We start from the raw sequence: 20635 nt of genomic DNA, 5'->3' as shown, positions 1-20635 counted from the left end.
GGCGGCTCATCTTGCGACGAATCGGGCAACTCGGATCGAGTGCCGCGTTGGCGACGGCTCTGGCCACCGCTGTCGCACTCGGCGGTTGCGCCTGGCAACCGGCGGAACTGCCGTCCGGCCACGTCGAAGCTCCCGTGCGTCCGGTCTCACAGCAGACCACGCTCGGCGACCGTGCCGCGGCGATCGCTCTCCAGCAGGTGGGAACCCCTTACCGCTACGGCGGGCAGACACCCGCGGGCTTCGACTGCAGCGGGCTCGTTCATTACGCATACGGTCAGGCGGGCCGGGCGGTGCCACGCACGACCGGTGCGCTGTGGTCGCGAACGCGGCCGGTGCCGCGCGACGAGCTTCGTGCCGGCGATCTGTTGTTCTTCTCCATCGACGGCAAGATGCAGCATGTGGGTCTCTACGTCGGCGAGGGACGCTTCGCGCACGCGCCCTCGTCCGGGCGGACGGTCACGGTCGAGTCCCTGTCGGCGGATTTCTACCGGCAGGCGTTTCTGCGCGGCGGGCGATTGCATTAGCCGGGCTCGTGCTTCGGGGAGGGAGAGCGTGGGAACAGCCGAGAAAAAGCAGGTGGTTCTGGACTTCTACGAAGCCGGAGCGCGAGGCGATATGGACGCCTGTTTCGCGCTGGTGGCCGATGACGTGACGTGGACGAACATCGGGTCCACGAAGTTCTCCGGGACGTATACGGGCAAGCAGGCCCTCCTCGAGAACCTCGTCGGGCCCTTGTTCGGGCAACTGAGGGCCGGGATCTCCTCGCAGGTCGAGCACGTCGTCGCCGAAGGCGACACGGTGGTCGCGCAGACCCGCGGCACGGCGGAGACTCACGATGGGACTCCCTACAACAACACCTACTGTCAGGTCTTCCGGATCCGCGACGGCCGGATCGCGGCGGTGACGGAGTACATGGACACGGCCCTGATCGACGCCGTGTTCGGCGCGGCCTAGCAACGGCCCGGCGACGGTCCAGGGGCGGTCCCGCGACGGCCCACCGATAGCCCAGGGAGGGCAGGCGTGGGTGATGAGCCTTGTGTTAGGGTGGGGCCGAAGCCCAAAGCGACCCGAACAAGACAGCCATCAGCCGGAAAGAGACGAAACCCGACCAGCCCGCCTGCCTCGAATGCGGTCACCCCTTCACCGCCGGTGAACTCGCCGCCATGACGGCATCCGAGGAGTCCCGCGACCTCTGCGTGGTCGACTGCTCGGCCTGCGGCGCCCACAACATCGCCCGTGCCGAGCCCCAGGGCGGCTTCAACCGCCAGCCCCGGCTCGTCCTGCTGCGCACCGCCGCGCACAAGCCGGAAGCGCCGGACGTGTTTGACGAGACCGTGGAGCCCGGTGTCGACGTGCACCCGGTCACCCGGGGCAAGTCGGACTGACGCGGCGCCCGCCGCGCGACGGTTGCGCCTGATACCTTCAGGGCGCGACGAAAGCCCCTGAATGCCGCTATCATTACGCACTTTTTGACCGTAGGAGGGCCTTCAGGCCCGATCACGAAATCGGGCCTGAAGGCCCTCCTACCCTAGGACGGACTGAAACCCGTGGAACGCGCGCGCTGGAAGCTTCACAAGTTCGGCGGTAGCAGCCTGGCAGATGCCGGGTGCTTCCGCCGCGTCGCCGAAATCCTGAAACAACAGCCCACACGCCCGCTGGGCGTGGTGGTTTCGGCCATGCGGGGCATGACCGATACGCTGCTGGCCCTGGTGGAGGGGGCCCAGCGGGGCACCACCGACCACGATCAGGTGCTCGGGCCGCTGCGCGAGCGCTACGCAGGGGCCGCCGAGGCGCTGCTCTCGCCGGAGAACCGGGCCCCCGTGCTGCAAGCCTGGGAGAAGGATGCGAGCGACCTCGGCGACCTGCTGCGGGCCATCGCGCTGGTGCGCAGCGCCGACCAGCGCAGCCGGGACGTGGCCGCCGGGTTCGGCGAACTGTGGTCCGCCAGGCTGCTGGCCGCCTTCCTGGATCAGGAATTCGACGGCGCGGCCGTGGACTGGCTGGATGCGCGCCGCGCCCTGACCGTGCATCAGACCGAACTCGGCCCCAGCGTGATCTGGGACGTCTCGCGCCGGCGTACCGCCGAAGCGGTGCCCGCCGAGACACCGGACGTGTTCGTCATCACCGGCTTCATCGCCGAAGACGAGCAGGGCCTGCAGACTACCCTGGGCCGCAACGGCAGCGATTTCTCGGCGGCGATCTTCGCCGTGCTGCTGGACGCCGACGAGCTCAGCATCTGGACCGACGTCGACGGCGTCATGAGCGGGGACCCCAACCGGGTGCCCGAGGCCAAGGTCATCGACACGCTGTCCTACAACGAGGCGATGGAGCTCGCGTATTTCGGTGCCAAGGTCATCCATCCCCAGACCATGGGCCCGGCGGTCGCGAACAGCATCCCCATCCTGATCCGCAACACCTTCGCGCCGGATCATCCGGGTACCCGGGTGGTGGCGGCTTCCGGCGGCGAGGACAAGATCAAGGGCATCACGGCCATCGACGGCGTGGCGCTGGTGAACGTGGAGGGCGCCGGCATGATCGGCGTGCCCGGCACCGCGGACCGCATCTTCGGCGCCCTGCGGGAGGCGGACGTCTCGGTGATCCTCATCTCCCAGGCGAGTTCGGAGCACTCCATCTGCTTCGCGGTGCCGGAGCTGCTGGCGGATACGGCCCGGCAGGTGGTCTCGGATGCGTTCGCGGAGGAACTCGAGAGCGGCCAGATCCAGCGGGTGGAGGTGACGCCGTCCTGCAGCATTCTGGCGGTGGTGGGCGACGGCATGTCCGGCACGCCGGGCGTCGCCGGCCGCTTCCTGAATACGCTGGGGCGGGCGGGCATCAACGTGAGCGCCATCGCCCAGGGCTCCTCGGAGCGCAACATCTCGGCCGTGGTGCGCCAGGAGGATTCCACCCGGGCGCTGCGCGCCGTGCACTCCGGCTTCTACCTCTCGGCCAAGACCATCTCCATCGGCATCATCGGCCCGGGCATGGTGGGTTCCACGCTGCTGGCGCAGATCGCCGAGCAGGCCGGCCGACTGCGCGAGCAGTTCAACCTGGACCTGCGCATCCGGGCGATCGCGACCTCGTCGAAGATGCTGCTGGACGAGCGGCGCATCGACCTGACCGACTGGCAGTCGGCACTGGCCGATCACGGCGAGGACACGGACCTGGACCGGCTGGCCGACCACATCCACGCCGATCACCTGCCGCACTCCGTGCTGATCGACTGCACCGCCAGCGACAAGGTGGCGGGGCGCTACGCGGAATGGCTGCGCCGGGGCATCCACGTGGTCACGCCCAACAAGAAGGCGTTCAGCGCCGGCTACGACTATTACCGGGAGCTGCAGGAGGCGGCCCGGGAAGGCAGCTCGCACTATTTCTACGAGACGACGGTGGGCGCCGCGCTGCCCGTCATCCAGGCGCTGCGGGACCTGCGCGAGACCGGCGACCGCATCGATCACGTGGAAGGCATCTTCTCCGGCACGCTGGCCTATCTCTTCAACACCTTCGACGGCAGCCGGCCGTTCTCCGAGATCGTCGCCGAGGCGCGGGCCAGCGGCTATACCGAACCGGATCCCCGCGACGACCTGTCCGGCATGGACGTGGCCCGCAAGGTGATCATCCTGGCCCGGGAGATGGGGCTCACGCTCGACGTCTCCGAACTCGCCATCCGCAGCCTGGTGCCGGCGGAACTCGAGTCGGGCTCGGTGGAGGACTTCCTGCGCGAGCTGCCGAAGTTCGACGACGAGATGCAGCGCCTGTTCGACGAGGCCCGGGAGAACGGCAAGGTGCTTCGCTACGTCGGCAGGCTGGACCGGGACGGTCACGCCAGCGTGGATCTCGTGCAGCTGGACCGCAGCCACCCGTTCGCTAACATCAACCTGACGGATAACGTGGTGCAGTTCGTGAGCGAACGCTATTCGGCGAACCCGCTGGTGATCCAGGGGCCGGGCGCCGGGCCCGCGGTCACCGCGGCCGGCATCTTCGCGGATCTTCTGCGTCTGACGGCTTACGTGGGCGGCGAGGAATGAGCGCGCCGGTCTCGCGGGTGACGGCGTTCGCGCCGGCCTCGGTCGGCAACGTCGGTGTGGGTTTCGACCTGCTCGGCCTCGCGGCGGCGCAGGTGGGCGACCGGGTGACTGCCCGGCGGACGGACGGCAGCGGGGTGAGCATCGCCGAGATCACGGCGACGTCGCTGGCCGCCGGTGCCGAGGCGCTGTCCCGGGAGGCGGCCGGGAACACCGCCGGCATCGCGGCGGCCGCGCTGTGGCGGGACTTCGGGCCGGCAGGCGGCGTGGAACTCGGCATCGAGAAGGGCATCCCGCTCGGCTCCGGCATGGGCAGCTCGGCGGCGTCGGCCGTCGCGGCCGCCGTGGCCGTGAACGGACTGCTGGACGAGCCCCTGGGGCACGCGGAGCTGCTGCGCTATGCGCTGGAGGGCGAGCGCTACGCGAGCAAGGCGCTGCACGCGGACAACGTAGCGCCGAGCCTGTTCGGCGGCCTGGTCCTGTGCCCCGCGCGTCTGCTGCCCCGGGTGATCCGGCTGCCCGTGCCCACGGGCGTGGTGTGCGTGCTGGTGCACCCGGACCTGACCGTGCACACGGCGGATTCGCGCCGCTCGCTCGGCGCCGAGTGTCTGCTGCGCAGTGCCGTCGAGCAGAACGGTTGCCTGGCGGGTTTCCTCGCGGGCTGCTACAACGACGACGTGGACCTGATCGCCCATTGCCTGCGCGACATCCTGATCGAGCCCCAGCGTGCCGTGGCGGTGCCCGGGTTCGAGTCGGTGAAGGCCGCGGCGTTCGCCGCCGGCGCCCTGGGCGGCTCGCTGTCCGGCAGCGGGCCCAGCGTTTTCGCCTGGGCGCGGGAGGGCGACGGCGAGGCCGTGCGCGAGGCGATGGTGGCCGCATTCGCCGATGCCGGCATCGAGGCCCAGTCCTGGGTGAACCCGCTGGATGCGCCCGGGGCCTTCGTGGAATACACCGAATGAGGTTCAGGAGCACGCGCTCCGACGGCTCCGCCGATCTCGTCTCCGCGCTGGTTGCGGGGCTGGCCCCGGACGGGGGCCTCTATGTCCCCGAGACCCTGCCGACCTTCTCGCCGGAGGATTTCGACGGCGCGGAGACGCCGGCGCAGGTCGGGGAGACGCTGCTCGCGCCATTCTTCGCCGGCTCGGCGCTGGCCGATGCCCTGCCGGACGTGCTCGCCGAGACATTCGGCTTCGACGTGCCGCTGCGCCCGGTGGACGGCGCCCCCGCGCCGCTGTCGGTGCTGGAACTGTTCCACGGCCCCACGGCGGCGTTCAAGGACGTCGGGGCCCGCTTCCTGGCCGCCTGCCTGCAGCGCATCGAGGACGAGCGGGGCGCCGACGAGCGCCCGGTCACAATCCTGGTGGCCACTTCCGGCGACACTGGCGGCGCGGTGGCGGCCGCTTTCCATCGCCGCCCCGGCTTCCGGGTGGTGGTGCTGTTCCCGCTCGGCATGGTGTCTCCCCGCCAGCAGCAGCAGCTGACCTGCTGGGGCGACAACGTGGTGTCCGTGGCCGTCCGCGGCAACTTCGACGACTGTCAGCGGCTGGTGAAGAGCGCCTTCGCCGACGCGGATCTGGCCGCCCGCCACCGGTTCAGCTCGGCCAACAGCATCAATATCGGCCGGCTCCTGCCCCAGAGCGTCTACTACGCCCACGCGGCGCTCGCGCACTGGCGGGAGCGGGGCGAGGCCTCGTCGGTCATCGTGCCCACGGGCAACCTGGGCAACGGCCTGGCCGCCGTGATGGCGCGCGCCATGGGCCTGCCCATCGGCGACGTCGTCTTCGCCACGAACGCGAATCGCACCATCGCGGATTACCTGGAGGAAGGCGAGTACCGGCCGCGTCCGAGCGTGCGCACCCTGGCCTCGGCCATGGACGTGGGCGACCCGAGCAACATGGAGCGGCTGCGCAATCTCTTCGGCGAGGCGGACCGGCTGCGCGGCAGCGTGGAGGCCCGGGTGGTGGAGGACGACGTGATCCGGGAGCAGATCCGCCGGGACTACGAGCATTACGGTCTCATCGAGTGCCCCCACACCGCCACGGCGATGCACGTGTGGGAGATCCTGCCGGCCGAGCGGCGGGAGGGGCGGCACTGGATTGCGGTGGCCACGGCCCATGCGGCCAAGTTCCCCGAGGTGGTCGAGCCGCTCATCGGCACCACCGTGCCGGTGCCGGCGGCGTTGGCGGACCTGCTGGCGCTGCCCGCGCACTACGAGGAGATCGATCCGGCGCTGCCCGCCCTGGGGCGGGCGCTCGAGGGGAACGGATGACCGAGGTGATCGACAGCCTGCCGCCGTGGGCCCTATGGGCGGTATTCGCCGCCGCCGCCGCCCTGCTGGTGGCGCTGCTCGTGCTGCTGGCCGTGCGCCGCCGCCGGGCGCAGTCCACGGCCGGCCAGCTCGCGAGCATCAGCCACGAGATGCTGACCGACATCATCGTGCCGAAGGCGGACGACGGCGAGATCCAGATCGGCTATGCGCTGCTCACGGGCCGCGGCGTCCTGGTCGTCGAGACCAAGGAGGTGGCCGGCGTGGTCTTCGCCAGCGACCGCATGGACGACTGGACGGTGATGGCGGGCGACCGCCGCTATACCTTCGCCAACCCCCAGCCGACACTCTACGACCGCATTGCCGCCGTGGCACAGGTGGTGGGCGACGTGCCGGTGGAGGGCGTGGTGGTCTTCCCGGACGCCGCGGACTTCAGCAAGGGGCGGCCGCGGCACGTGACGACCCTGGCCGGGCTGCTCGCCGACTACCCCCGGGTGGACCGCAATCGGGAGCGCAGCGAGGTGGCGGCGTTCATGCCCCACTGGGATCGGCTGCGCCAGGAGGCCGTCAGCGCCCGGGTCGGGCGACTCGCCGACTGACGCCTGCCGGGACCGGCCCGGCGCCGGGCCGGAAGGCGGCGCTGCTCAGCCGTCGTCGGCGGGCAGGGCGAAGAAACGCTCCGCGTTCGCCGTGGTCTGGCGGGCGAGTTCCTCCTCGGAAACCCCGCGGGCCTCGGCCACCGTCTCCAGCACCCAGGGCAGCCAGGCCGGCTCGTTGCGCCGGGTCTTCGGCCGCGGGCGGATGGTGCGCGGCAGCAGGTAAGGCGCGTCGGTCTCCAGCAGGAGCCTGTCGGCGGGGATGCGCGACACGAGTTCCCGCAGGTGCAGCCCGCGGCGCTCGTCGCAGATCCAGCCCGTGATGCCGATGTAGAGCCCCAGCTCCAGGTAGGCCTCCAGCTCCGCCTCGCCGGCGGTGAAGCAGTGGGCCACGGCGCGGGTCAGATCCGGCAGGCGCGGTGTCAGCACCTCCAGGAAGTCCTCGTGGGCGTCGCGCTGATGCAGGAAGACGGGCAGGTCGGTGCGGGCCGCCAGTTCCAGCTGTTCGGCGAAGGCGTGCCGCTGGTTCTCGTGGGAGGAATAGTTGCGGAAATAGTCGAGGCCGCACTCTCCCATGGAGACCACGCCCGGCCGTGCCGTGACGGCGAGCAGGGCGTCTCGCACGCGTTCGTCCCAGTCGTCGGCGTGGTGAGGATGCATGCCGGCGGTGGCGAACAGCCGGCCCGGCCAGGCCGCGGCCAGGTCGGCGGCCCGTTCGCTGCTCTCCACGCTGCTGCCGGTCACGACGATGCGGCGCACGCCGGCCGCGGCCGCCCGCTCGAGCACTGCCTCGCGGTCGTCGTCGAAGCTGTCGTGGGCGAGATTCGCGCCGATGTCGATCAAATCGAACGGGTCCATGGTCCGCCTCGCTGCCGGTGGACGCACACCCTAATGGCAGCCCTGCCGCCAGACAAGTCGGCGCGGCTGCGGCCTCGGGCCGGGGCCGACGGGAGGCGCGGAAAGTGACCTGGCGCACAGGGCGAGGCTGCGATCCGCGGTAGGCTTCCCGGATGGCAATCCCATTGCTCAAACGGCATCTCACGCGGCATCTCGCGCGGCATCTCGCAATCGTCCTTGCCGTCGTCGGGCTTGTCCTGGCGGCCCCGGCACAGTCGGCCGTGGACATGGACGAGCTGTCCGACCTGGCCGCGCGCATCCAGTTCGCCGTGTTCGAGGCGGATTTCGACACCCTCGACCGGCTGGCCGCGGAGCTCGCGGACGAGCGGGCGCGCGGCGGGCTGAAGCCGCTGCTGCGCTACCAGGCGGCCTATGCGGCCTACCGGGCGGGCGAGCTGGCGCCGCAGGCGGGTCGGGCCGACAGCCCCTACCTGGAGCGCTGCGAGGAACAGGCCCTGGCCGCGGCAGACGAGGCGGAGGAGGAATTCGCCGACGCACTGGCGCTGGCGGGTGCCTGCGCGGCCCTGGACGCCTCCCGCAACCTGACGGCGCTGCTCTCGGCGACGCGGGCGCGCCGGCACCTGCGCGCTGCCCGGGAACTCGAACCCGACAATCCCCGTGTCCTGCTGCTCGCGGCGGTCAGCCTGATGCGCCAGCCGTCGCTGGCGGAGGGCTGGGGCACGCCGGCGAAACTGCTCGATCGGGCCGCGGAGCGCTACGCCATGGCCCTGCCGCCCGTCCGGGGCCGGCCGGACTGGGGCGAGGCCGAGACGGCGGCCGTTCGGGCCGAGCTGTCCATGGCGGCGGGAGAGGTACTGGCCGCCCGCGATGCCGCGGAGCACGCGCTCATGCTGGCGCCGGATTACCGCCGCGCCCGCGCCGTGCTCGAGAAACTGAGCGCATCGACCAGATAACCCGGCCGAAACCCGCTTTACCGGCCTTGACGCCCGCGCGGACTTGCCGCAGGGTTTCGTCCTGTCCCGCTTCCGGGGATGGGGAGAGAACCATGCAGACACGTTTGTTCCGTTCGGCGCCGGTCCGGTGCGTCCTGGCTCTGTTGCTGGCCGTATCCGCGAGCGGGTGCGAGGTCGGCGTCAACAAGGATGTCGCAATCGCCGCCGGCGAGCGCAGCTCCGGCGCGGCAGTCATCAACGGCCGTATCGACGTGGGACCGGGCGCCGAAGTGACCGGCGAACTCTCCACGGTGAACGGCCGCGTGAACGTCGATCGCGACGCCGCCGTCGCCGGCATCAATACGGTGAATGGCCCGGTCACCCTCGGCCCCGGCGCCGGTGCCCGCAGCATCAATACGGTCAACGGCGACGTCACACTCGGTGAGTCGGCCCGGGTCGAGCGGGAGATCGAACTCGTGAACGGCGATATCCGGCTCGGTATCGGCGCCGAAGTCGGCGGTGACCTCGGCGCCGTCAGCGGCAGCATACGCCTGCGCGACGCGAGGGTGGGCGGCGACGTGACCACCGTATCGGCCGACGTGACCCTCAGCGGCAGCAGTGTTATCGCGGGCAGACTGCGGGTCGACCGCGGCGGCGGCATGGCCGGTGGGGTGCCGCGCATCATCATCGGGCCGGGCAGCCTCGTGGAGGGCGTGCTGGAATTCGAGGACGACGCGGAAGTCTACGTGAGCGAGGACGCCGAGATCGGCGGTGTCGAAGGCGTGCTTGGTGAAGAGGACATCGTGCGTTTCGCCGGCCCGGAGCCCACGCTGCAGTGAAGCCGGATCAGCTGTCGCTGTTCTCCCGGCCGGCGCCGTCGGTCCCGGCCGACGATTTCGTGGTGCGCGAGAGTCCCCGTGCGCGGCGCATGTCCATCAAGGTCTTCCCGCGCGGCCGCGTGGAGGTGGTGACGCCTCGCCGTGCCAGGCCGCGGGACGTGGAGGCGTTCGTGCGCGAGAACCGGGCCTGGATCGATCGGGCCCGTGCCGAGTTCGCCGTGCGCTATCCGGCCGAGGACCCGGCGCCGCCGGAAGAAATCCGCCTGCCCGCACTGGATGCGAGCTGGCCCGTGCACTACCGGGCCCGTGAGGGTCGGGCGGTGCGCTGCCGCGACCTCGGCGACCGGCTGGTGCTGAGCGGCCCGGTGGCCGACGACGCGCTGGTGGTCGACGCCCTGCGGCGCTGGCTGGCAGGGCGCGCCCGCGACCATCTCGGGCGCCAGTTGGAGCAGCTCTCGGCCATCACGGGGCTGGGCTACAGCCGTCTGCAGATCCGCGCCCAGCGCACCTGCTGGGGCAGCCATTCCGGCCGCGGCACGATCAGCCTCAACTACTGCCTGCTGTTCCTGCGCCCGGAGCTGGTGCGCTATCTGCTGATCCACGAGCTCTGCCACGCCCGGCACATGAATCACTCGCGGCGTTTCTGGCAGCTGGTCGGCCGCCTGGAACCCGACTACCGGCGTCTGGACCGGGAGCTCGGCGAGGCCTGGACCCGGGTGCCTGCCTGGCTGGGGCTGTATTGAGACGAGGCAGCCGGCGGCACCATCTGCTGCGCTTCTGGGCGGGGCTGCCGCTGCTCGCGCCGATCGCGGTCGGGCAGGGCCTCTGGACTCGGCGTAACGCGGTCCGGCTGCCGCCGGTGCTCGACGATACGGCCGCCGGCGTTCGGCCCGACGATGGCTCCGACAATGGCCCCGGCGACGCTTCCGGTGATGTCTCCGATGGCGAGACGCCCCTGCGCCTGCTGGTGGTCGGCGAGTCCACCGCCGTGGGCGTCGGCGCCACCCGGCCGGAAGCGGCGCTGGCGCCCCGGCTGGCGGATGCTCTGCACCGGGAGCAGGGCCGGCCGGTGCGCTGGCAGGTGGTGGGGGAGAACGGCATCCGCGCGGCAGGCCTCGCGCAGAAACTGCGCCGGCACCGGGACCTGCTGGGCGCCGACGTCGCCGTGGTCCTGCTCGGCGCCAACGACACCAGCGGACTGAGCAGCGTCCCGCGCTGGCTGCGGGACCTGGGGTCGGTGCTGTCGCTGCTCGGCGAGCGCTGCGAGCGGATCTTCGTGGCACCCGTGCCGCCGTTCCATCTGTTCAGGCTGCTGCCATATCCGCTGCGCTGGCTGCTGGGCCATCGCGGGCTGGCCCTCTGCGACGCCCGGCGGGCTCTGGCCCGCCCCGGGCGCGTGATCGTGATGGAGGGCGAGTTCCCCAGGGAGCGCCGCTATCTCGCCACCGACGGCTACCATCCGTCGGACGTGGCTTACGAGACCTGGGCGAATCAGATCGCGGAAGTAATTAAAAACAATCCGTTGGACGGTATTGTTGAAGTACCGCCTCAGCCCTGATCGAGGAGATCCCTGAGGTCGATCACGGCGGCGTTGGCCCGCGAGAGGTACGAGGCCATCACCAGCGAGTGGTTGGCGAAGATGCCGAAGCCGCCCCCGTTCAGCACCATCGGGCTGCGCATCGGCGCCAGGCTCGCCTCCAGTTCGCGGATGATCTGGCGCAGACTCACCGTGGCGTTCTTGTCGTCCAGCACGTCGCCGAAGTCGATCTGCGCGGCGCGCAGGAAATGGATCAGCGCCCAGGCGTTGCCCCGGGCCTCGAAGAACACGTCGTCGAGTTCCAGCCAGGGTGTCTTCACGATGACCTCGTCGCCGCCGCCCGGGCTGACCGCGGCGGCGGGTTCGCCTGCGGTGTCGGTGTTGACCCGGCTCTGGCCGACGCTGGCGGTGAGCCGCTGGGACAGGCTGCCGAGGCGCTTCTCGATCTGGGCCAGCCACTCGCGCAGGTTGTCGGCGCGGGCGAAGAAACGGGCCTCGGGCGTCGCCGCGCCGGTGAGCCGGTCGCGATAGCTCGTGAAGCCGGAGATGGCCTCCCGGTACTGGCTCTCGGTGGTGGGCAGTATCCAGGAGTTGTTGTCGAAGAAGAACTTCGGCTCCGCCACGGCCAGGTCCGGGTCCTCGGTGGACTGGGACTGGGAGCGGCTGTAGTCGTTGCGCATCACCCGAGCCAGGTCGCGCACCTGGGTGAGTACGCCGAATTCCCAGTTGGGGATGTTGTCCAGGAACACGCTGGGCGGCGCGACGTCGTTGGTCAGATAGCCGCCGGGCTTCTCCAGCAGCGTCTCGGCCACCCGGATCAGCGTGTCCGCCGTGGCATAGCCCACCGGGGCCGGCTCGCCGTCGATCTCGGCATTCACCCAGAAGAGATCAGGCGTGCGTGACCAGTACCAGGACAGCCCCAGCATGAACACCAGGAGCACGCCCAGGACGATCAGTCCGGCGTTGCGCGCGCCGGCCGGCAGCTTGCCGGGCTTAAGTTTCTCCAGGACCATTGACGCTTCCCCTGTTCCTTCAGTGCTGGTGTTCCGGTTGCTGCAGTGATTCGACCACGGCGGGCAGAACGGTTCCCGCCGGCCCCGAGATTACATGATCCGCGGCACGGGTGAGCGGCGTCTCGTTCGGGTTGATCTCGACCACCGGCACGCCGGCCGCCAGCGCCTGCTCGGCGAGGCCTGCCGCCGGGTAGACCAGCGAGGAGGTCCCCACCGAGAAGAACAGGTCGCAGTCGGCCACGGCTGCGAAGGCCCGATCCAGCGCGTCCTCCGGGATGGCTTCGCCGAACCAGACCACCGCCGGTCGCAGCCCGGCGCCGCAGTCGGGGCAGGGCGGCGGTCCGCTCGTCTCGTCGCCGCCACTGCCTGTGTCCAGGCCCTCGCCGCGAAAACCGCAGCCCGGGGCGGAGCAGATATCGGTCAGCAGGTTGCCGTGGAACTCCACCACGTCGCTGCTGCCCGCCCGCTGATGCAGGCCGTCCACGTTCTGGGTGACCAGAGTGAGCCGGGGCAGCAGTGTCTGCAGCTCCGCCAGCGCGTAGTGCGCCGGATTCGGTTCCACCTCGTGCACGAGCCGACGGCGCCACTGGTACCACTGCCAGACCAGCGCCGGGTCGGCGGCAAAGGCCTCCGGCGTGGCGAGCTGCATCGGGTCGTAGTGCTCCCACAGCCCCGTCATCGCGTCGCGGAAGGTTGGCACGCCGCTCTCGGCGGAGACGCCGGAGCCGCACAGCACCATGAGGTGGCGTGACTCCCGCAGCGCCCGGACGAGCGCTGCGGGGATCTGTACCGGGGACGCGCCGATAGCTATCAGGCCGGTTAGACCGATCAGACCGATCAGGCCGCCTTCGGGCTGCCGGCGAGCTGGCGCAGGACGTAGTGCAGGATGCCGCCGTGGGCGTAGTAATCCTGCTCCTTCGGCGTGTCGATGCGCACGACGGCCTCGAACTGGATCGGATCGCCCTCGGCCGGCGTGGCGGTGACCTTCACCGTCTTGCCGGAACGCCCGGCCAGGCCGGTGATGTCGTAGGTCTCGGTGCCGTCGAGGCCGAGGCTCTCCGCGTTCTCGCCGTCTTTGAACTGCAGGGGCAGCACGCCCATGCCGATCAGGTTGGAGCGGTGGATGCGCTCGAAGCTCTCGGCGATGACCGCCTTCACGCCCAGCAGGAGGGTGCCCTTGGCCGCCCAGTCACGGGAGGAGCCGGTGCCGTATTCCTTGCCCGCGATGACCACCAGCGGCACGCCGTCTTCCCGGTAGCGCAAGGAGGCGTCGTAGATGCTCATCTGGTCGCCGGAGGGCTGATGACGGGTCCAGCCGCCCTCGGTGCCGGGCGCGAGCTCGTTGCGCAGCCGGATGTTGGCGAAGGTGCCGCGCATCATCACCTCGTGGTTGCCGCGGCGCGAGCCGTAGGAGTTGAAGTCCTTCGGCTCCACGCCCTGCGCCTGCAGGTATTCCGCCGCCGGGCTGTCCTTGGCGATGCTGCCGGCCGGGGAGATGTGGTCGGTGGTGACCGAGTCGCCGAGCAGGGCCAGCACCCGGGCGCCGCCGATGTCGGCGATGTCGGCGGGTTCGGCGCTCATGCCCTCGAAGTAGGGCGGGTTCTTCACGTAGGTGGAGTCCTCGTCCCACGTGTAGATCTCGCCCTCGGGCACGTCCAGCCCGTTCCAGTTCTCGTCGCCGGCAAAGACCTCCGCGTAGCTCGAGCGGAACATCTCGGAGTCGATGTTCTTCAGGATCATCTCCTGGATTTCTTTCTGGGACGGCCAGACGTCCTTCAGGTAGACCGGCTTGCCGTCGGCGTCCTCGCCGATGGGATCCGCGTAGATGTCCACGTCCATGGTGCCGGCGATGGCGTAGGCGACCACCAGCGGCGGCGAGGCGAGGAAGTTCATCTTCACCAGCGGGTGGATGCGTCCCTCGAAGTTGCGGTTGCCGGAGAGCACGCTGCAGCCGATCAGGCCCGAGGACTCGACGGCCTCGTGGATCTCGTCCTTCAGCGGCCCGGAGTTGCCGATGCAGGTGGTGCAGCCGTAGCCCACCAGGTAGAAGCCCAGCGCGTCCAGGTCGTCCATCAGCTCGCACTTCTCCAGGTAGTCGGTGACCACCTTGGAGCCGGGGGCGAGACTGGTCTTGACCCACGGCTTCACCGTCAGGCCGCGCTCGCGGGCGTTGCGGGCCAGCAGGCCGGCGCCTACCATGACCGCCGGATTGGAGGTGTTGGTGCAGCTCGTGATGGCCGCGATCAGGACGGCGCCGTCGCTCATCTCGAACTCCTGGCCTTCCATCTTCACCTTCGCCTCGCCGCTGCCCTTGTCGCCGCGCTCCTCGACCATCGGGCCAAGGACCTCCCGGTAACGAGTCTTCGCGTTCTTCAGCGGGATGCGGTCCTGGGGCCGCTTCGGTCCCGCCAGGCTGGGCTCCACGTCGCCGAGGTCCAGTTCGAGCACATCGGTGTAGTAGCCGTCCGGCTCGCCTTCCTCGCGCCACAGACCCTGTTCCTTCGCGTAGGCCTCGATCATCTCGATGTGCGCCGGCTCGCGCCCGGAGAGCTCGAGGTAGCGCACCGTCTCGCCGTCGATCGGGAAGATGGCGCAGGTGGAGCCGAACTCCGGCGACATGTTGCCGATGGTGGCGCGGTCGGCGAGCGGCAGGTGGGCGAGACCGTCGCCGAAGAACTCGACGAACTTGCCGACCACGCCCTTCTCGCGCAGCATCTCCGTCACCGTCAGCACCAGGTCCGTGGCGGTGGTGCCCTCGGACAGGCGGCCGCTCAGCTTGAAGCCAATCACCTGCGGGATGAGCATGGTGATGGGCTGGCCGAGCATGGCCGCCTCGGCCTCGATGCCGCCGACGCCCCAGCCGAGCACCCCCAGGCCGTTGACCATGGTGGTGTGGGAGTCTGTGCCCACCAGCGTGTCCGGGTAGGCGGAGAGCCTGCCGTCGGCCTCCTTCTCGAAGACCACCCGGGCCAGATATTCCAGGTTCACCTGGTGGACGATGCCCGTGTTCGGCGGCACCACCTTGAAGTTATCGAAGGCGGTCTGGCCCCAGCGCAGGAAGGAGTAGCGCTCCTTGTTGCGCTGGAACTCGATCTTGTTGTTAAGGTCCAATGCGTTCGCGGTGCCGTAGCGGTCCACCTGCACCGAGTGGTCGATCACCAGCTCCGCGGGGGACAGCGGGTTGATGTCCGCGGCCTTGCCGCCGAGGTCGACCACCGCGTCGCGCATGGCGGCGAGGTCCACCACCGCCGGCACGCCGGTGAAGTCCTGCAGGATCACGCGGCTAGGGGTGAAGGAGATCTCCTGGCTCGGCTCGGCCTTCGGGTCCCAGTTGGCCAGCGCCGCGATGTCCTCGCGGGTGACGTCACGGCCGTCTTCGTGTCGCAGCAGATTCTCGAGCAGGATCTTGAGCGAGTAGGGGAGTCGGGCGACGTGCCCTTCGCTGACGGCGTCGAGCCTGAATATCTCGTATTGCTTGCCGCCGACCTCGAGCGTCGAACGAGCGCCGAAGCTGTCCTTCATAAATCCTCCGGTGTGTGCAACAGGGCCGTGTGACGGGCAGCCGGTTGGAAAATGGTTGATCCAGAGCCCGCAATTATAACGGATCAGGAGGCCGCGCGCCGTCCGCGAGCGGCCATGCGCGCCTCGTCTTCGGCGTGGCCGCGGGCACGATCGCCGGCTGTTCCGTGCGCGGCGCGGATGCGCCCGCCGCCGAGGCAGACCTCGCCCTGGTAGAAGACCACGAACTGCCCCGGCGCGACGGCGCGCTGGGGCGAGTCGAACCGTACCTCGATCGTTTCCCCCGTGCCCCGGCGCACGCGGCAGGCCTGGTCGGGCTGGCGGTAGCGCACCTTCGCGCTGCAGGCCAGGGTGCCGCCGTCGGCCAGCTCTGCCGGCGGGCCGCCGATCCAGTGCACCGCGGCGGCGCTCAGCGATCCGCTGTAGAGCAGCGGGTGATCCGGGCCCTGGACGGCCACGAGGGTATTGGCGGCGAAATCCCGGGTGGCGACGTACCAGGGCGCCTCGCCGGCATCGCGCCGGCCGCCGATGCCGAGGCCCTGGCGCTGGCCCGGCGTGTAGTAGGGCAGGCCGTGGTGGCGGCCTATCTCGCGGCCGGCCTCGTCCACGATGGGGCCGGGCTCGGCGGCGACGTAGCGGGACAGGAACTCCCGGAACGGCCGCTCGCCGATGAAGCAGATGCCGGTGCTGTCGCGCTTGTCGTGGGTGGGCAGGCCGTGGTCGCGGGCGAGGCGGCGCACCTCGGCCTTGGTCAGCGCTCCCAGCGGGAACAAGGTCTCGGCGAGAGCCTCCGCCGCCACCTGGTGCAGGAAATAGCTCTGGTCCTTGCCGGGATCGGCGCCCTTCAGCAGCCGTGGCGGGTCGCGGTGTTCCACCCGGGCGTAGTGGCCGGTGGCGATCAGCTCCGCGCCCAGGCGCCGGGCGTAGTCGCGGAATACCCCGAACTTGATCTCCCGGTTGCAGAGGACGTCCGGGTTCGGGGTGTAGCCGGCCCGGTAGTCGGCGAGGAAGTCCTCGAAGACCCGCTCCCGGTATTCCGGCGCGAAGTTGACGTGGTGCAGGGGGATGCCGAGGTGCTCGCAGACCCGCCGCGCGTCCTGCAGTTCCTCGGCCGCGCTGCAGTAGCCTTCCTCGTCCTCGTCCCAGTTGGTCATGTGCAGCGCGTGCACCTCGTAGCCCTGCTGCGCGAGCAACAGTGCCGCCACCGAGGAGTCCACGCCGCCGGACAGCCCCACGACCACCCGACGGCCCTTGTGCGCCGTTTCCGTCATGCGTGGATTCTACCGCGGCGCCGGATGCCCGGGCGAGGCGGGGTCACACGACAGCGGCGATACGGGTGGCCCGTTCCAGGTTCTCGGGCAGCGGCCGCAACGGGGCGAAATCACCTGGTGCCAGCCGTACCCCGGCGAGGTAGTCGTCGATGCAGCGCAAGACCATGGGCGAGCGCAGGCTATCGACACGCGTGGCGATCTCGCCACGGCTCATCCAGTGGGTGCGGACGATGACCTCGTCCAGGGAGCGGCACGGGTCGCGGGCCGTGCAGGCGCCGGTGAAGGCGATGCGCAGGTAGTGGCGGCCGTTGTCCGGGTGGCGCCACCGATACATGCCGACGAGTTCCCGGGGCATGAAGCCGCGGCCGGTCTCCTCCAGCATCTCCCGCACCACGGCCTGCTCGAGGCTCTCGCCGTGCTCGAGGTGCCCCGAGGGCTGGTTGAAGACGATCTCGCCGTGGGCGCGTTCCTCCACCATGAGGAAGCGCCCCTCGCGCTCGACCACGGCGGCCACCGTAAGGTCGGTCTCGATGCCGGCCGGTGCGTCGCTCATGTCAGATATTGAGCCGGCGGAACTCGTGCTCCACCTCGCTCGCGTGCCAGATCTCGTCGAAGGTGGTCAGGTACATGTCGGTGACCGCGGGCACGTTATGGTCGACGATGCCCTCCCAGCGCGAGGCGTCCAGCCGGTAGACGATACCGCCACCGTCGGCGATGCAATAGGCCTCGCGGTGATTGCGATAGTCCTCGCGCACGTGGCGGAACTCGATGAAGCTGTTGAGCCGGCGGCCCAGCGCGACGAAGCGGTTGCCGTTCTTGATGGCGCGGGAGGGGTCCGCGATCAGCACTCGCACCCGCGCATAGGCGCGGGACAGGATCAGCCGCTTGATGACCTCCAGGAAGTCCAGGTCGTCATAGATGCCCGGCTCGAGGTCGTGGGTGAAGATGGCGAGGCTGCGATTGGCGGTCTTGGCGATATCGATCGCCGCCCGGCGCATCTCCTCCCGGGTGGAGATGACGCGCCGTTCGTGCTCTTTCGCCTTCTTCTCGCTCATCCTTGGCAGGTCCGCTGGCTGATGGATTACGGGTCGCCCGTCGGACGGATGATGTTAAGCGGGGGGATGCCGGCGACCGTGCCAACTGCGTCACGTTTTCGGGCCCGGATGACGTGATGAGAACGGTTCTCAGCCGGGTAGTGTCTCGACAAGGCCGTGGCGGGCGAGCAGCGTGAGCAGGCTTTCGGCCGCCTCGTCCGGCGGCGGGGCTATGACGAGACCCTCGGCGCCCTCGGCGCCGGCGAGCCGGCAGGCCAGCGGCCAGGCCGCTTCCGGCACCGGGAAGGACTCGCCGGCGGCGCAGAGCACAGGGCCCGCGCTGCCGCGGAAACAGGCCGACTGCGCGGCCCGGAGCGGCCGCCCTTCGCCCGCCGCCGCCACGATCGCGGCGGTCTCGGCCGGCGTCGCGGGTTGCGGGCGATGGCCCGGCTTCGGCAGGGTGACCAGACGCCCGAGGGCTTCGGCGATATCGTCGTCGTCCACACCGGCCGCGTCGGGCAGGGCGGCGCGGCAGCGGCGGACCGCGGCCGGGTGGATGACGCCGCCCCGGCACTCTTCGGGCACCAGGTCGGGATCGGCGTAGCGCCGGTCCGGCTCGATCTCCCGGGCATCGAGGTCCAGGTACAGTGCCAGGTCGCGGACGAGCGGCGCCTGCAGCCCCAGGGACCAGGTGGTGCAGAGTGTCTCGGCGACCCCGTGATGGCCGGCGCCCGGCGGCACGTAGAGTGCATCGCCAGGCCCGCAGACGAATTCCTCCTCCGCGCGGAAATCCTCCAGCAGCCGCAGCCCGGAACTCGCCCGCGCCGGGGCGCCGCTGCCCAGCTGCCAGCGCCGCCGTCCCTCGCCCTGCAGCAAAAAGACGTCATAGCTGTCCCGGTGCGGCCCCACGGAGCCGCCGGGGGCGGCCACGCTCGCCATGAGGTCGCCCATGCGCCAGGCCGGCAGGAAGCGTGGGGCCAGCAACAGGGAGCGCAGCTCCGGCAGATGACGGTCCAGGTCGTGGACCAGCAGCGTCCAGTCGGATGGGGGCAGGGCGGCGAGATACCCGGGCTCGAACGGGCCGGTCTCGGCGCGGTAGCGTACGGCGCCGGCGCCTCGTTCCGTGAAGACCAGCCGGGACTCCACCTCGGGCTCGCACGCCAGTCCCGCGAGTTCGTCGACGGTCAGCGGCGGGCGGAAGCCGGGCAGGGCGCCGGGCAGGAACAGGGCACGCTTCTGCCAGTAGCGCGACAGGAACCCGGCCTGGGTCAGGCAGCCGGGCAGTTGCAGCGCCGGCGGAACGGTCATGCCTGGCCGGTCAGCGAGAGCGGGCCAGGCTCTCCGCGAGCCCGGTGTAGGTCGACGGTGTCAGCGCGAGGAGACGTTCCTTCTCGGCCTCGGGGATCTCCAGCGAGCGGATGAACGCGGCCATGGCGTCGCGGTCGATGCGTCGTCCGCGGGTCAGCGCCTTCAGCTTCTCGTAGGGCTCGTCGATGCCGTAGCGGCGCATCACCGTCTGCACCGCTTCGCCGAGCACCTCCCAGGCGCCTTCCAGGTCGGCGCCGATGCGCTCCGGGTCCACCTGCAGCTTGGCGAGCCCGCGGCGGGCCGACTCGATGGCGATCAGGCTGTGCGCCAGCGCCACTCCGAGGTTGCGCAGTACGGTGGAGTCGGTCAGGTCCCGTTGCCAGCGGGAAATCGGCAGCTTGTCCGCGAAGTGGCCCAGCAGCGCGTTGGCGACGCCCAGGTTGCCCTCTGCATTCTCGAAATCGATCGGGTTGATCTTGTGCGGCATGGTGGAGGAGCCCACCTCGCCTTCCACCCGGCGCTGGCGGAAATAGCCGAGCGAGATGTAACCCCAGACGTCCCGGCACAGGTCGGTGAGCACCGTGTTGTAGCGGCTCAGCGCATGGCAGTACTCGGCGATCCAGTCGTGGGGTTCGATCTGGGTGGTGAAGGCGTTCGGCGCGAGGCCGAGGGATTCCACGAAGCGCGCGGACAGCGCCGGCCAGTCCACGTCCGGGTACGCCGCCGCGTGGGCGTTGAAGTTGCCGACGGCGCCGTTGAATTTGCCGCGGACCGCGACCTGCTGCAGACCGCGTCTCTGCAGGCGCAGGCGCTCGGCCACGTTGGCGATCTCCTTGCCCAGCGTGGTCGGGCTGGCCGTCTGGCCATGGGTGCGCGACAGCATGGCGAGGCCGGCGTGCTGGCGGGCCATGGCATCGAGCGAGGCACCGAGCTCGCGCATCGCCGGCAGCAGCACGTCGTCGCGGCCGTGGCGCAGCATGAGCGCGTAGGCCAGGTTGTTCACGTCCTCGGAGGTGCAGCCGAAATGGATGAAGCTCCGCACCCGCGCCGCATCGGCGCCCTCGCCCAGGCGCTCGCCGAGGAAATACTCCACCGCCTTCACGTCGTGGTTGGTGGTGGACTCGATGGCCTTGACGCGGGCGGCGTCCTCGCCGGCGAAGCCGTCGACGATGCGGTTCAGCATGTCCTTCAGGTGGCCGGGCAGCGGGGGCAGCTCGGCGATGGCCGGCTCATCCGCCAGGAACTGCAGCCAGCGGACTTCCACCAGCACCCGGAACCGGATCAGCCCGAATTCGCTGAAGACGTCCCGCAGCGGCGCCGCCTTCGAGGCATAGCGGCCGTCGACGGGGGAGATGGCGCGCAGCGTGGTCAGTTCCATATTCGGTCAGCCGCTTTCTGTCCGCCGGGAGGCGGCCTGGACTTGGCTCGGCAAAGCGCGAA

At 70.3% G+C, this 20635-nt stretch carries 20 protein-coding genes; 11 read left to right on the top strand and 9 right to left on the bottom strand.

What is annotated here, in order from left to right; translation table 11 throughout:
- Window positions 1–134 precede the first annotated feature (134 nt).
- The 7 genes from ACJMK0_RS13055 to ACJMK0_RS13025 all read left to right on the top strand — a co-directional run bounded on the left by ACJMK0_RS13055 (window position 135) and on the right by ACJMK0_RS13025 (window position 6887).
- Entirely contained in the window at window positions 135–524 is a 390-nt protein-coding gene (locus ACJMK0_RS13055) for a C40 family peptidase (RefSeq protein WP_405238849.1), read from the top strand.
- 28 nt (window positions 525–552) lie between these two features.
- Window positions 553–954 carry a nuclear transport factor 2 family protein gene (locus tag ACJMK0_RS13050; protein ID WP_405238848.1) on the top strand — a complete coding sequence of 134 codons (402 nt, stop codon included), beginning with the start codon at window positions 553–555 and terminating at the stop codon, window positions 952–954.
- A gap of 209 nt (window positions 955–1163) precedes the next feature.
- The gene (locus ACJMK0_RS13045; RefSeq protein ID WP_405238847.1) at window positions 1164–1385 is read left to right on the top strand and encodes a hypothetical protein; all 222 of its coding nucleotides are present in this window, start codon (window positions 1164–1166) and stop codon (window positions 1383–1385) included.
- Between the two features lie 162 nt (window positions 1386–1547).
- Window positions 1548–4025, top strand: a complete 2478-nt coding sequence (gene thrA, locus ACJMK0_RS13040) for a bifunctional aspartate kinase/homoserine dehydrogenase I (protein ID WP_405238846.1) — start codon at window positions 1548–1550, stop codon at window positions 4023–4025.
- Window positions 4022–4981, top strand: a complete 960-nt coding sequence (locus ACJMK0_RS13035; RefSeq protein WP_405238845.1) for a homoserine kinase — start codon at window positions 4022–4024, stop codon at window positions 4979–4981. Before thrA ends, ACJMK0_RS13035 begins: the two co-directional genes overlap by 4 nt.
- Window positions 4978–6291, top strand: a complete 1314-nt coding sequence (thrC, locus tag ACJMK0_RS13030) for a threonine synthase (RefSeq protein WP_405238844.1) — start codon at window positions 4978–4980, stop codon at window positions 6289–6291. Before ACJMK0_RS13035 ends, thrC begins: the two co-directional genes overlap by 4 nt.
- Complete coding sequence (locus tag ACJMK0_RS13025) at window positions 6288–6887, top strand: nuclease-related domain-containing protein (RefSeq protein WP_405238843.1); 600 nt, start codon at window positions 6288–6290, stop codon at window positions 6885–6887. The genes thrC and ACJMK0_RS13025 overlap by 4 nt, the downstream gene beginning before the upstream one ends.
- 45 nt (window positions 6888–6932) lie before the next feature.
- Here the strand turns inward: ACJMK0_RS13025 and ACJMK0_RS13020 are convergent, their stop codons facing one another.
- Window positions 6933–7742 (bottom strand): TatD family hydrolase, encoded by an 810-nt coding sequence (locus ACJMK0_RS13020; protein ID WP_405238842.1) that lies wholly within the window; start codon window positions 7740–7742, stop codon window positions 6933–6935.
- 152 nt (window positions 7743–7894) lie between these two features.
- Between ACJMK0_RS13020 and ACJMK0_RS13015 the strand changes: the two genes are divergently transcribed.
- The 4 genes from ACJMK0_RS13015 to ACJMK0_RS13000 all read left to right on the top strand — a co-directional run bounded on the left by ACJMK0_RS13015 (window position 7895) and on the right by ACJMK0_RS13000 (window position 11071).
- Window positions 7895–8695: a hypothetical protein gene (locus tag ACJMK0_RS13015; RefSeq protein ID WP_405238841.1), complete on the top strand. Its 801-nt coding sequence runs from the start codon at window positions 7895–7897 to the stop codon at window positions 8693–8695.
- Between the two features lie 92 nt (window positions 8696–8787).
- Entirely contained in the window at window positions 8788–9513 is a 726-nt protein-coding gene (locus ACJMK0_RS13010) for a DUF4097 family beta strand repeat-containing protein (protein WP_405238840.1), read from the top strand.
- Window positions 9510–10256 carry a M48 family metallopeptidase gene (locus ACJMK0_RS13005; RefSeq protein ID WP_405238839.1) on the top strand — a complete coding sequence of 249 codons (747 nt, stop codon included), beginning with the start codon at window positions 9510–9512 and terminating at the stop codon, window positions 10254–10256. The genes ACJMK0_RS13010 and ACJMK0_RS13005 overlap by 4 nt, the downstream gene beginning before the upstream one ends.
- The gene (locus ACJMK0_RS13000) at window positions 10253–11071 is read left to right on the top strand and encodes an SGNH/GDSL hydrolase family protein (protein ID WP_405238838.1); all 819 of its coding nucleotides are present in this window, start codon (window positions 10253–10255) and stop codon (window positions 11069–11071) included. The genes ACJMK0_RS13005 and ACJMK0_RS13000 overlap by 4 nt, the downstream gene beginning before the upstream one ends.
- On the opposite strand, the gene ACJMK0_RS12995 is transcribed toward ACJMK0_RS13000, so the two are convergent.
- From ACJMK0_RS12995 to purB, 8 genes are all read right to left on the bottom strand, one after another.
- On the bottom strand, window positions 11062–12063 hold the full coding sequence (locus ACJMK0_RS12995; RefSeq protein ID WP_405238837.1) for a DUF2333 family protein: 1002 nt from the start codon (window positions 12061–12063) through the stop codon (window positions 11062–11064). The two genes, ACJMK0_RS13000 and ACJMK0_RS12995, sit on opposite strands and share 10 nt — an antisense overlap.
- Before the next feature lie 19 nt (window positions 12064–12082).
- Window positions 12083–12802 (bottom strand): SIR2 family NAD-dependent protein deacylase, encoded by a 720-nt coding sequence (locus ACJMK0_RS12990; RefSeq protein WP_405238836.1) that lies wholly within the window; start codon window positions 12800–12802, stop codon window positions 12083–12085.
- A 98-nt stretch (window positions 12803–12900) separates the two neighbouring features.
- A complete protein-coding gene (acnA, locus tag ACJMK0_RS12985; RefSeq protein ID WP_405238835.1) occupies window positions 12901–15585 on the bottom strand; it encodes an aconitate hydratase AcnA in 2685 nt (894 codons plus the stop codon).
- Window positions 15586–15668: 83 nt separating this feature from the next.
- Window positions 15669–16853, bottom strand: a complete 1185-nt coding sequence (gene mnmA, locus ACJMK0_RS12980) for a tRNA 2-thiouridine(34) synthase MnmA (RefSeq protein WP_405238834.1) — start codon at window positions 16851–16853, stop codon at window positions 15669–15671.
- 43 nt (window positions 16854–16896) lie between these two features.
- Window positions 16897–17406 (bottom strand): NUDIX hydrolase, encoded by a 510-nt coding sequence (locus ACJMK0_RS12975; RefSeq protein ID WP_405238833.1) that lies wholly within the window; start codon window positions 17404–17406, stop codon window positions 16897–16899.
- Window position 17407: 1 nt separating this feature from the next.
- Complete coding sequence (locus tag ACJMK0_RS12970; protein ID WP_405238832.1) at window positions 17408–17908, bottom strand: DUF7931 domain-containing protein; 501 nt, start codon at window positions 17906–17908, stop codon at window positions 17408–17410.
- 129 nt (window positions 17909–18037) lie between these two features.
- The gene (locus ACJMK0_RS12965; RefSeq protein WP_405238831.1) at window positions 18038–19195 is read right to left on the bottom strand and encodes a cupin domain-containing protein; all 1158 of its coding nucleotides are present in this window, start codon (window positions 19193–19195) and stop codon (window positions 18038–18040) included.
- Between the two features lie 10 nt (window positions 19196–19205).
- On the bottom strand, window positions 19206–20573 hold the full coding sequence (gene purB, locus ACJMK0_RS12960; RefSeq protein WP_405238830.1) for an adenylosuccinate lyase: 1368 nt from the start codon (window positions 20571–20573) through the stop codon (window positions 19206–19208).
- Window positions 20574–20635 lie beyond the last annotated feature (62 nt).

The sequence above is a fragment of the Lentisalinibacter orientalis genome, assembly GCF_040706535.1.
Lineage (GTDB): Bacteria > Pseudomonadota > Gammaproteobacteria > Steroidobacterales > Woeseiaceae > Lentisalinibacter > Lentisalinibacter orientalis.
Note: the sequence above shows the minus strand (reverse complement) of the source record. Positions and strands in the feature narration are given on the sequence as shown.

Excerpts from the sequence above, each read along its gene's own strand:
- ACJMK0_RS13045 (WP_405238847.1), top strand. The coding sequence starts at position 1,164 with ATGACGGCATCCGAGGAGTCCCGCGACCTCTGCGTGGTCGACTGCTCG.
- ACJMK0_RS13035 (WP_405238845.1), top strand. The coding sequence starts at position 4,022 with ATGAGCGCGCCGGTCTCGCGGGTGACGGCGTTCGCGCCGGCCTCGGTC.
- thrC (WP_405238844.1), top strand. The coding sequence starts at position 4,978 with ATGAGGTTCAGGAGCACGCGCTCCGACGGCTCCGCCGATCTCGTCTCC.
- ACJMK0_RS13025 (WP_405238843.1), top strand. The coding sequence starts at position 6,288 with ATGACCGAGGTGATCGACAGCCTGCCGCCGTGGGCCCTATGGGCGGTA.
- ACJMK0_RS13020 (WP_405238842.1), bottom strand. The coding sequence starts at position 7,742 with ATGGACCCGTTCGATTTGATCGACATCGGCGCGAATCTCGCCCACGAC.
- ACJMK0_RS13015 (WP_405238841.1), top strand. The coding sequence starts at position 7,895 with ATGGCAATCCCATTGCTCAAACGGCATCTCACGCGGCATCTCGCGCGG.
- ACJMK0_RS13010 (WP_405238840.1), top strand. The coding sequence starts at position 8,788 with ATGCAGACACGTTTGTTCCGTTCGGCGCCGGTCCGGTGCGTCCTGGCT.
- ACJMK0_RS12995 (WP_405238837.1), bottom strand. The coding sequence starts at position 12,063 with ATGGTCCTGGAGAAACTTAAGCCCGGCAAGCTGCCGGCCGGCGCGCGC.
- ACJMK0_RS12990 (WP_405238836.1), bottom strand. The coding sequence starts at position 12,802 with ATGGTGCTGTGCGGCTCCGGCGTCTCCGCCGAGAGCGGCGTGCCAACC.
- acnA (WP_405238835.1), bottom strand. The coding sequence starts at position 15,585 with ATGAAGGACAGCTTCGGCGCTCGTTCGACGCTCGAGGTCGGCGGCAAG.
- mnmA (WP_405238834.1), bottom strand. The coding sequence starts at position 16,853 with ATGACGGAAACGGCGCACAAGGGCCGTCGGGTGGTCGTGGGGCTGTCC.
- ACJMK0_RS12975 (WP_405238833.1), bottom strand. The coding sequence starts at position 17,406 with ATGAGCGACGCACCGGCCGGCATCGAGACCGACCTTACGGTGGCCGCC.
- ACJMK0_RS12970 (WP_405238832.1), bottom strand. The coding sequence starts at position 17,908 with ATGAGCGAGAAGAAGGCGAAAGAGCACGAACGGCGCGTCATCTCCACC.
- ACJMK0_RS12965 (WP_405238831.1), bottom strand. The coding sequence starts at position 19,195 with ATGACCGTTCCGCCGGCGCTGCAACTGCCCGGCTGCCTGACCCAGGCC.
- purB (WP_405238830.1), bottom strand. The coding sequence starts at position 20,573 with ATGGAACTGACCACGCTGCGCGCCATCTCCCCCGTCGACGGCCGCTAT.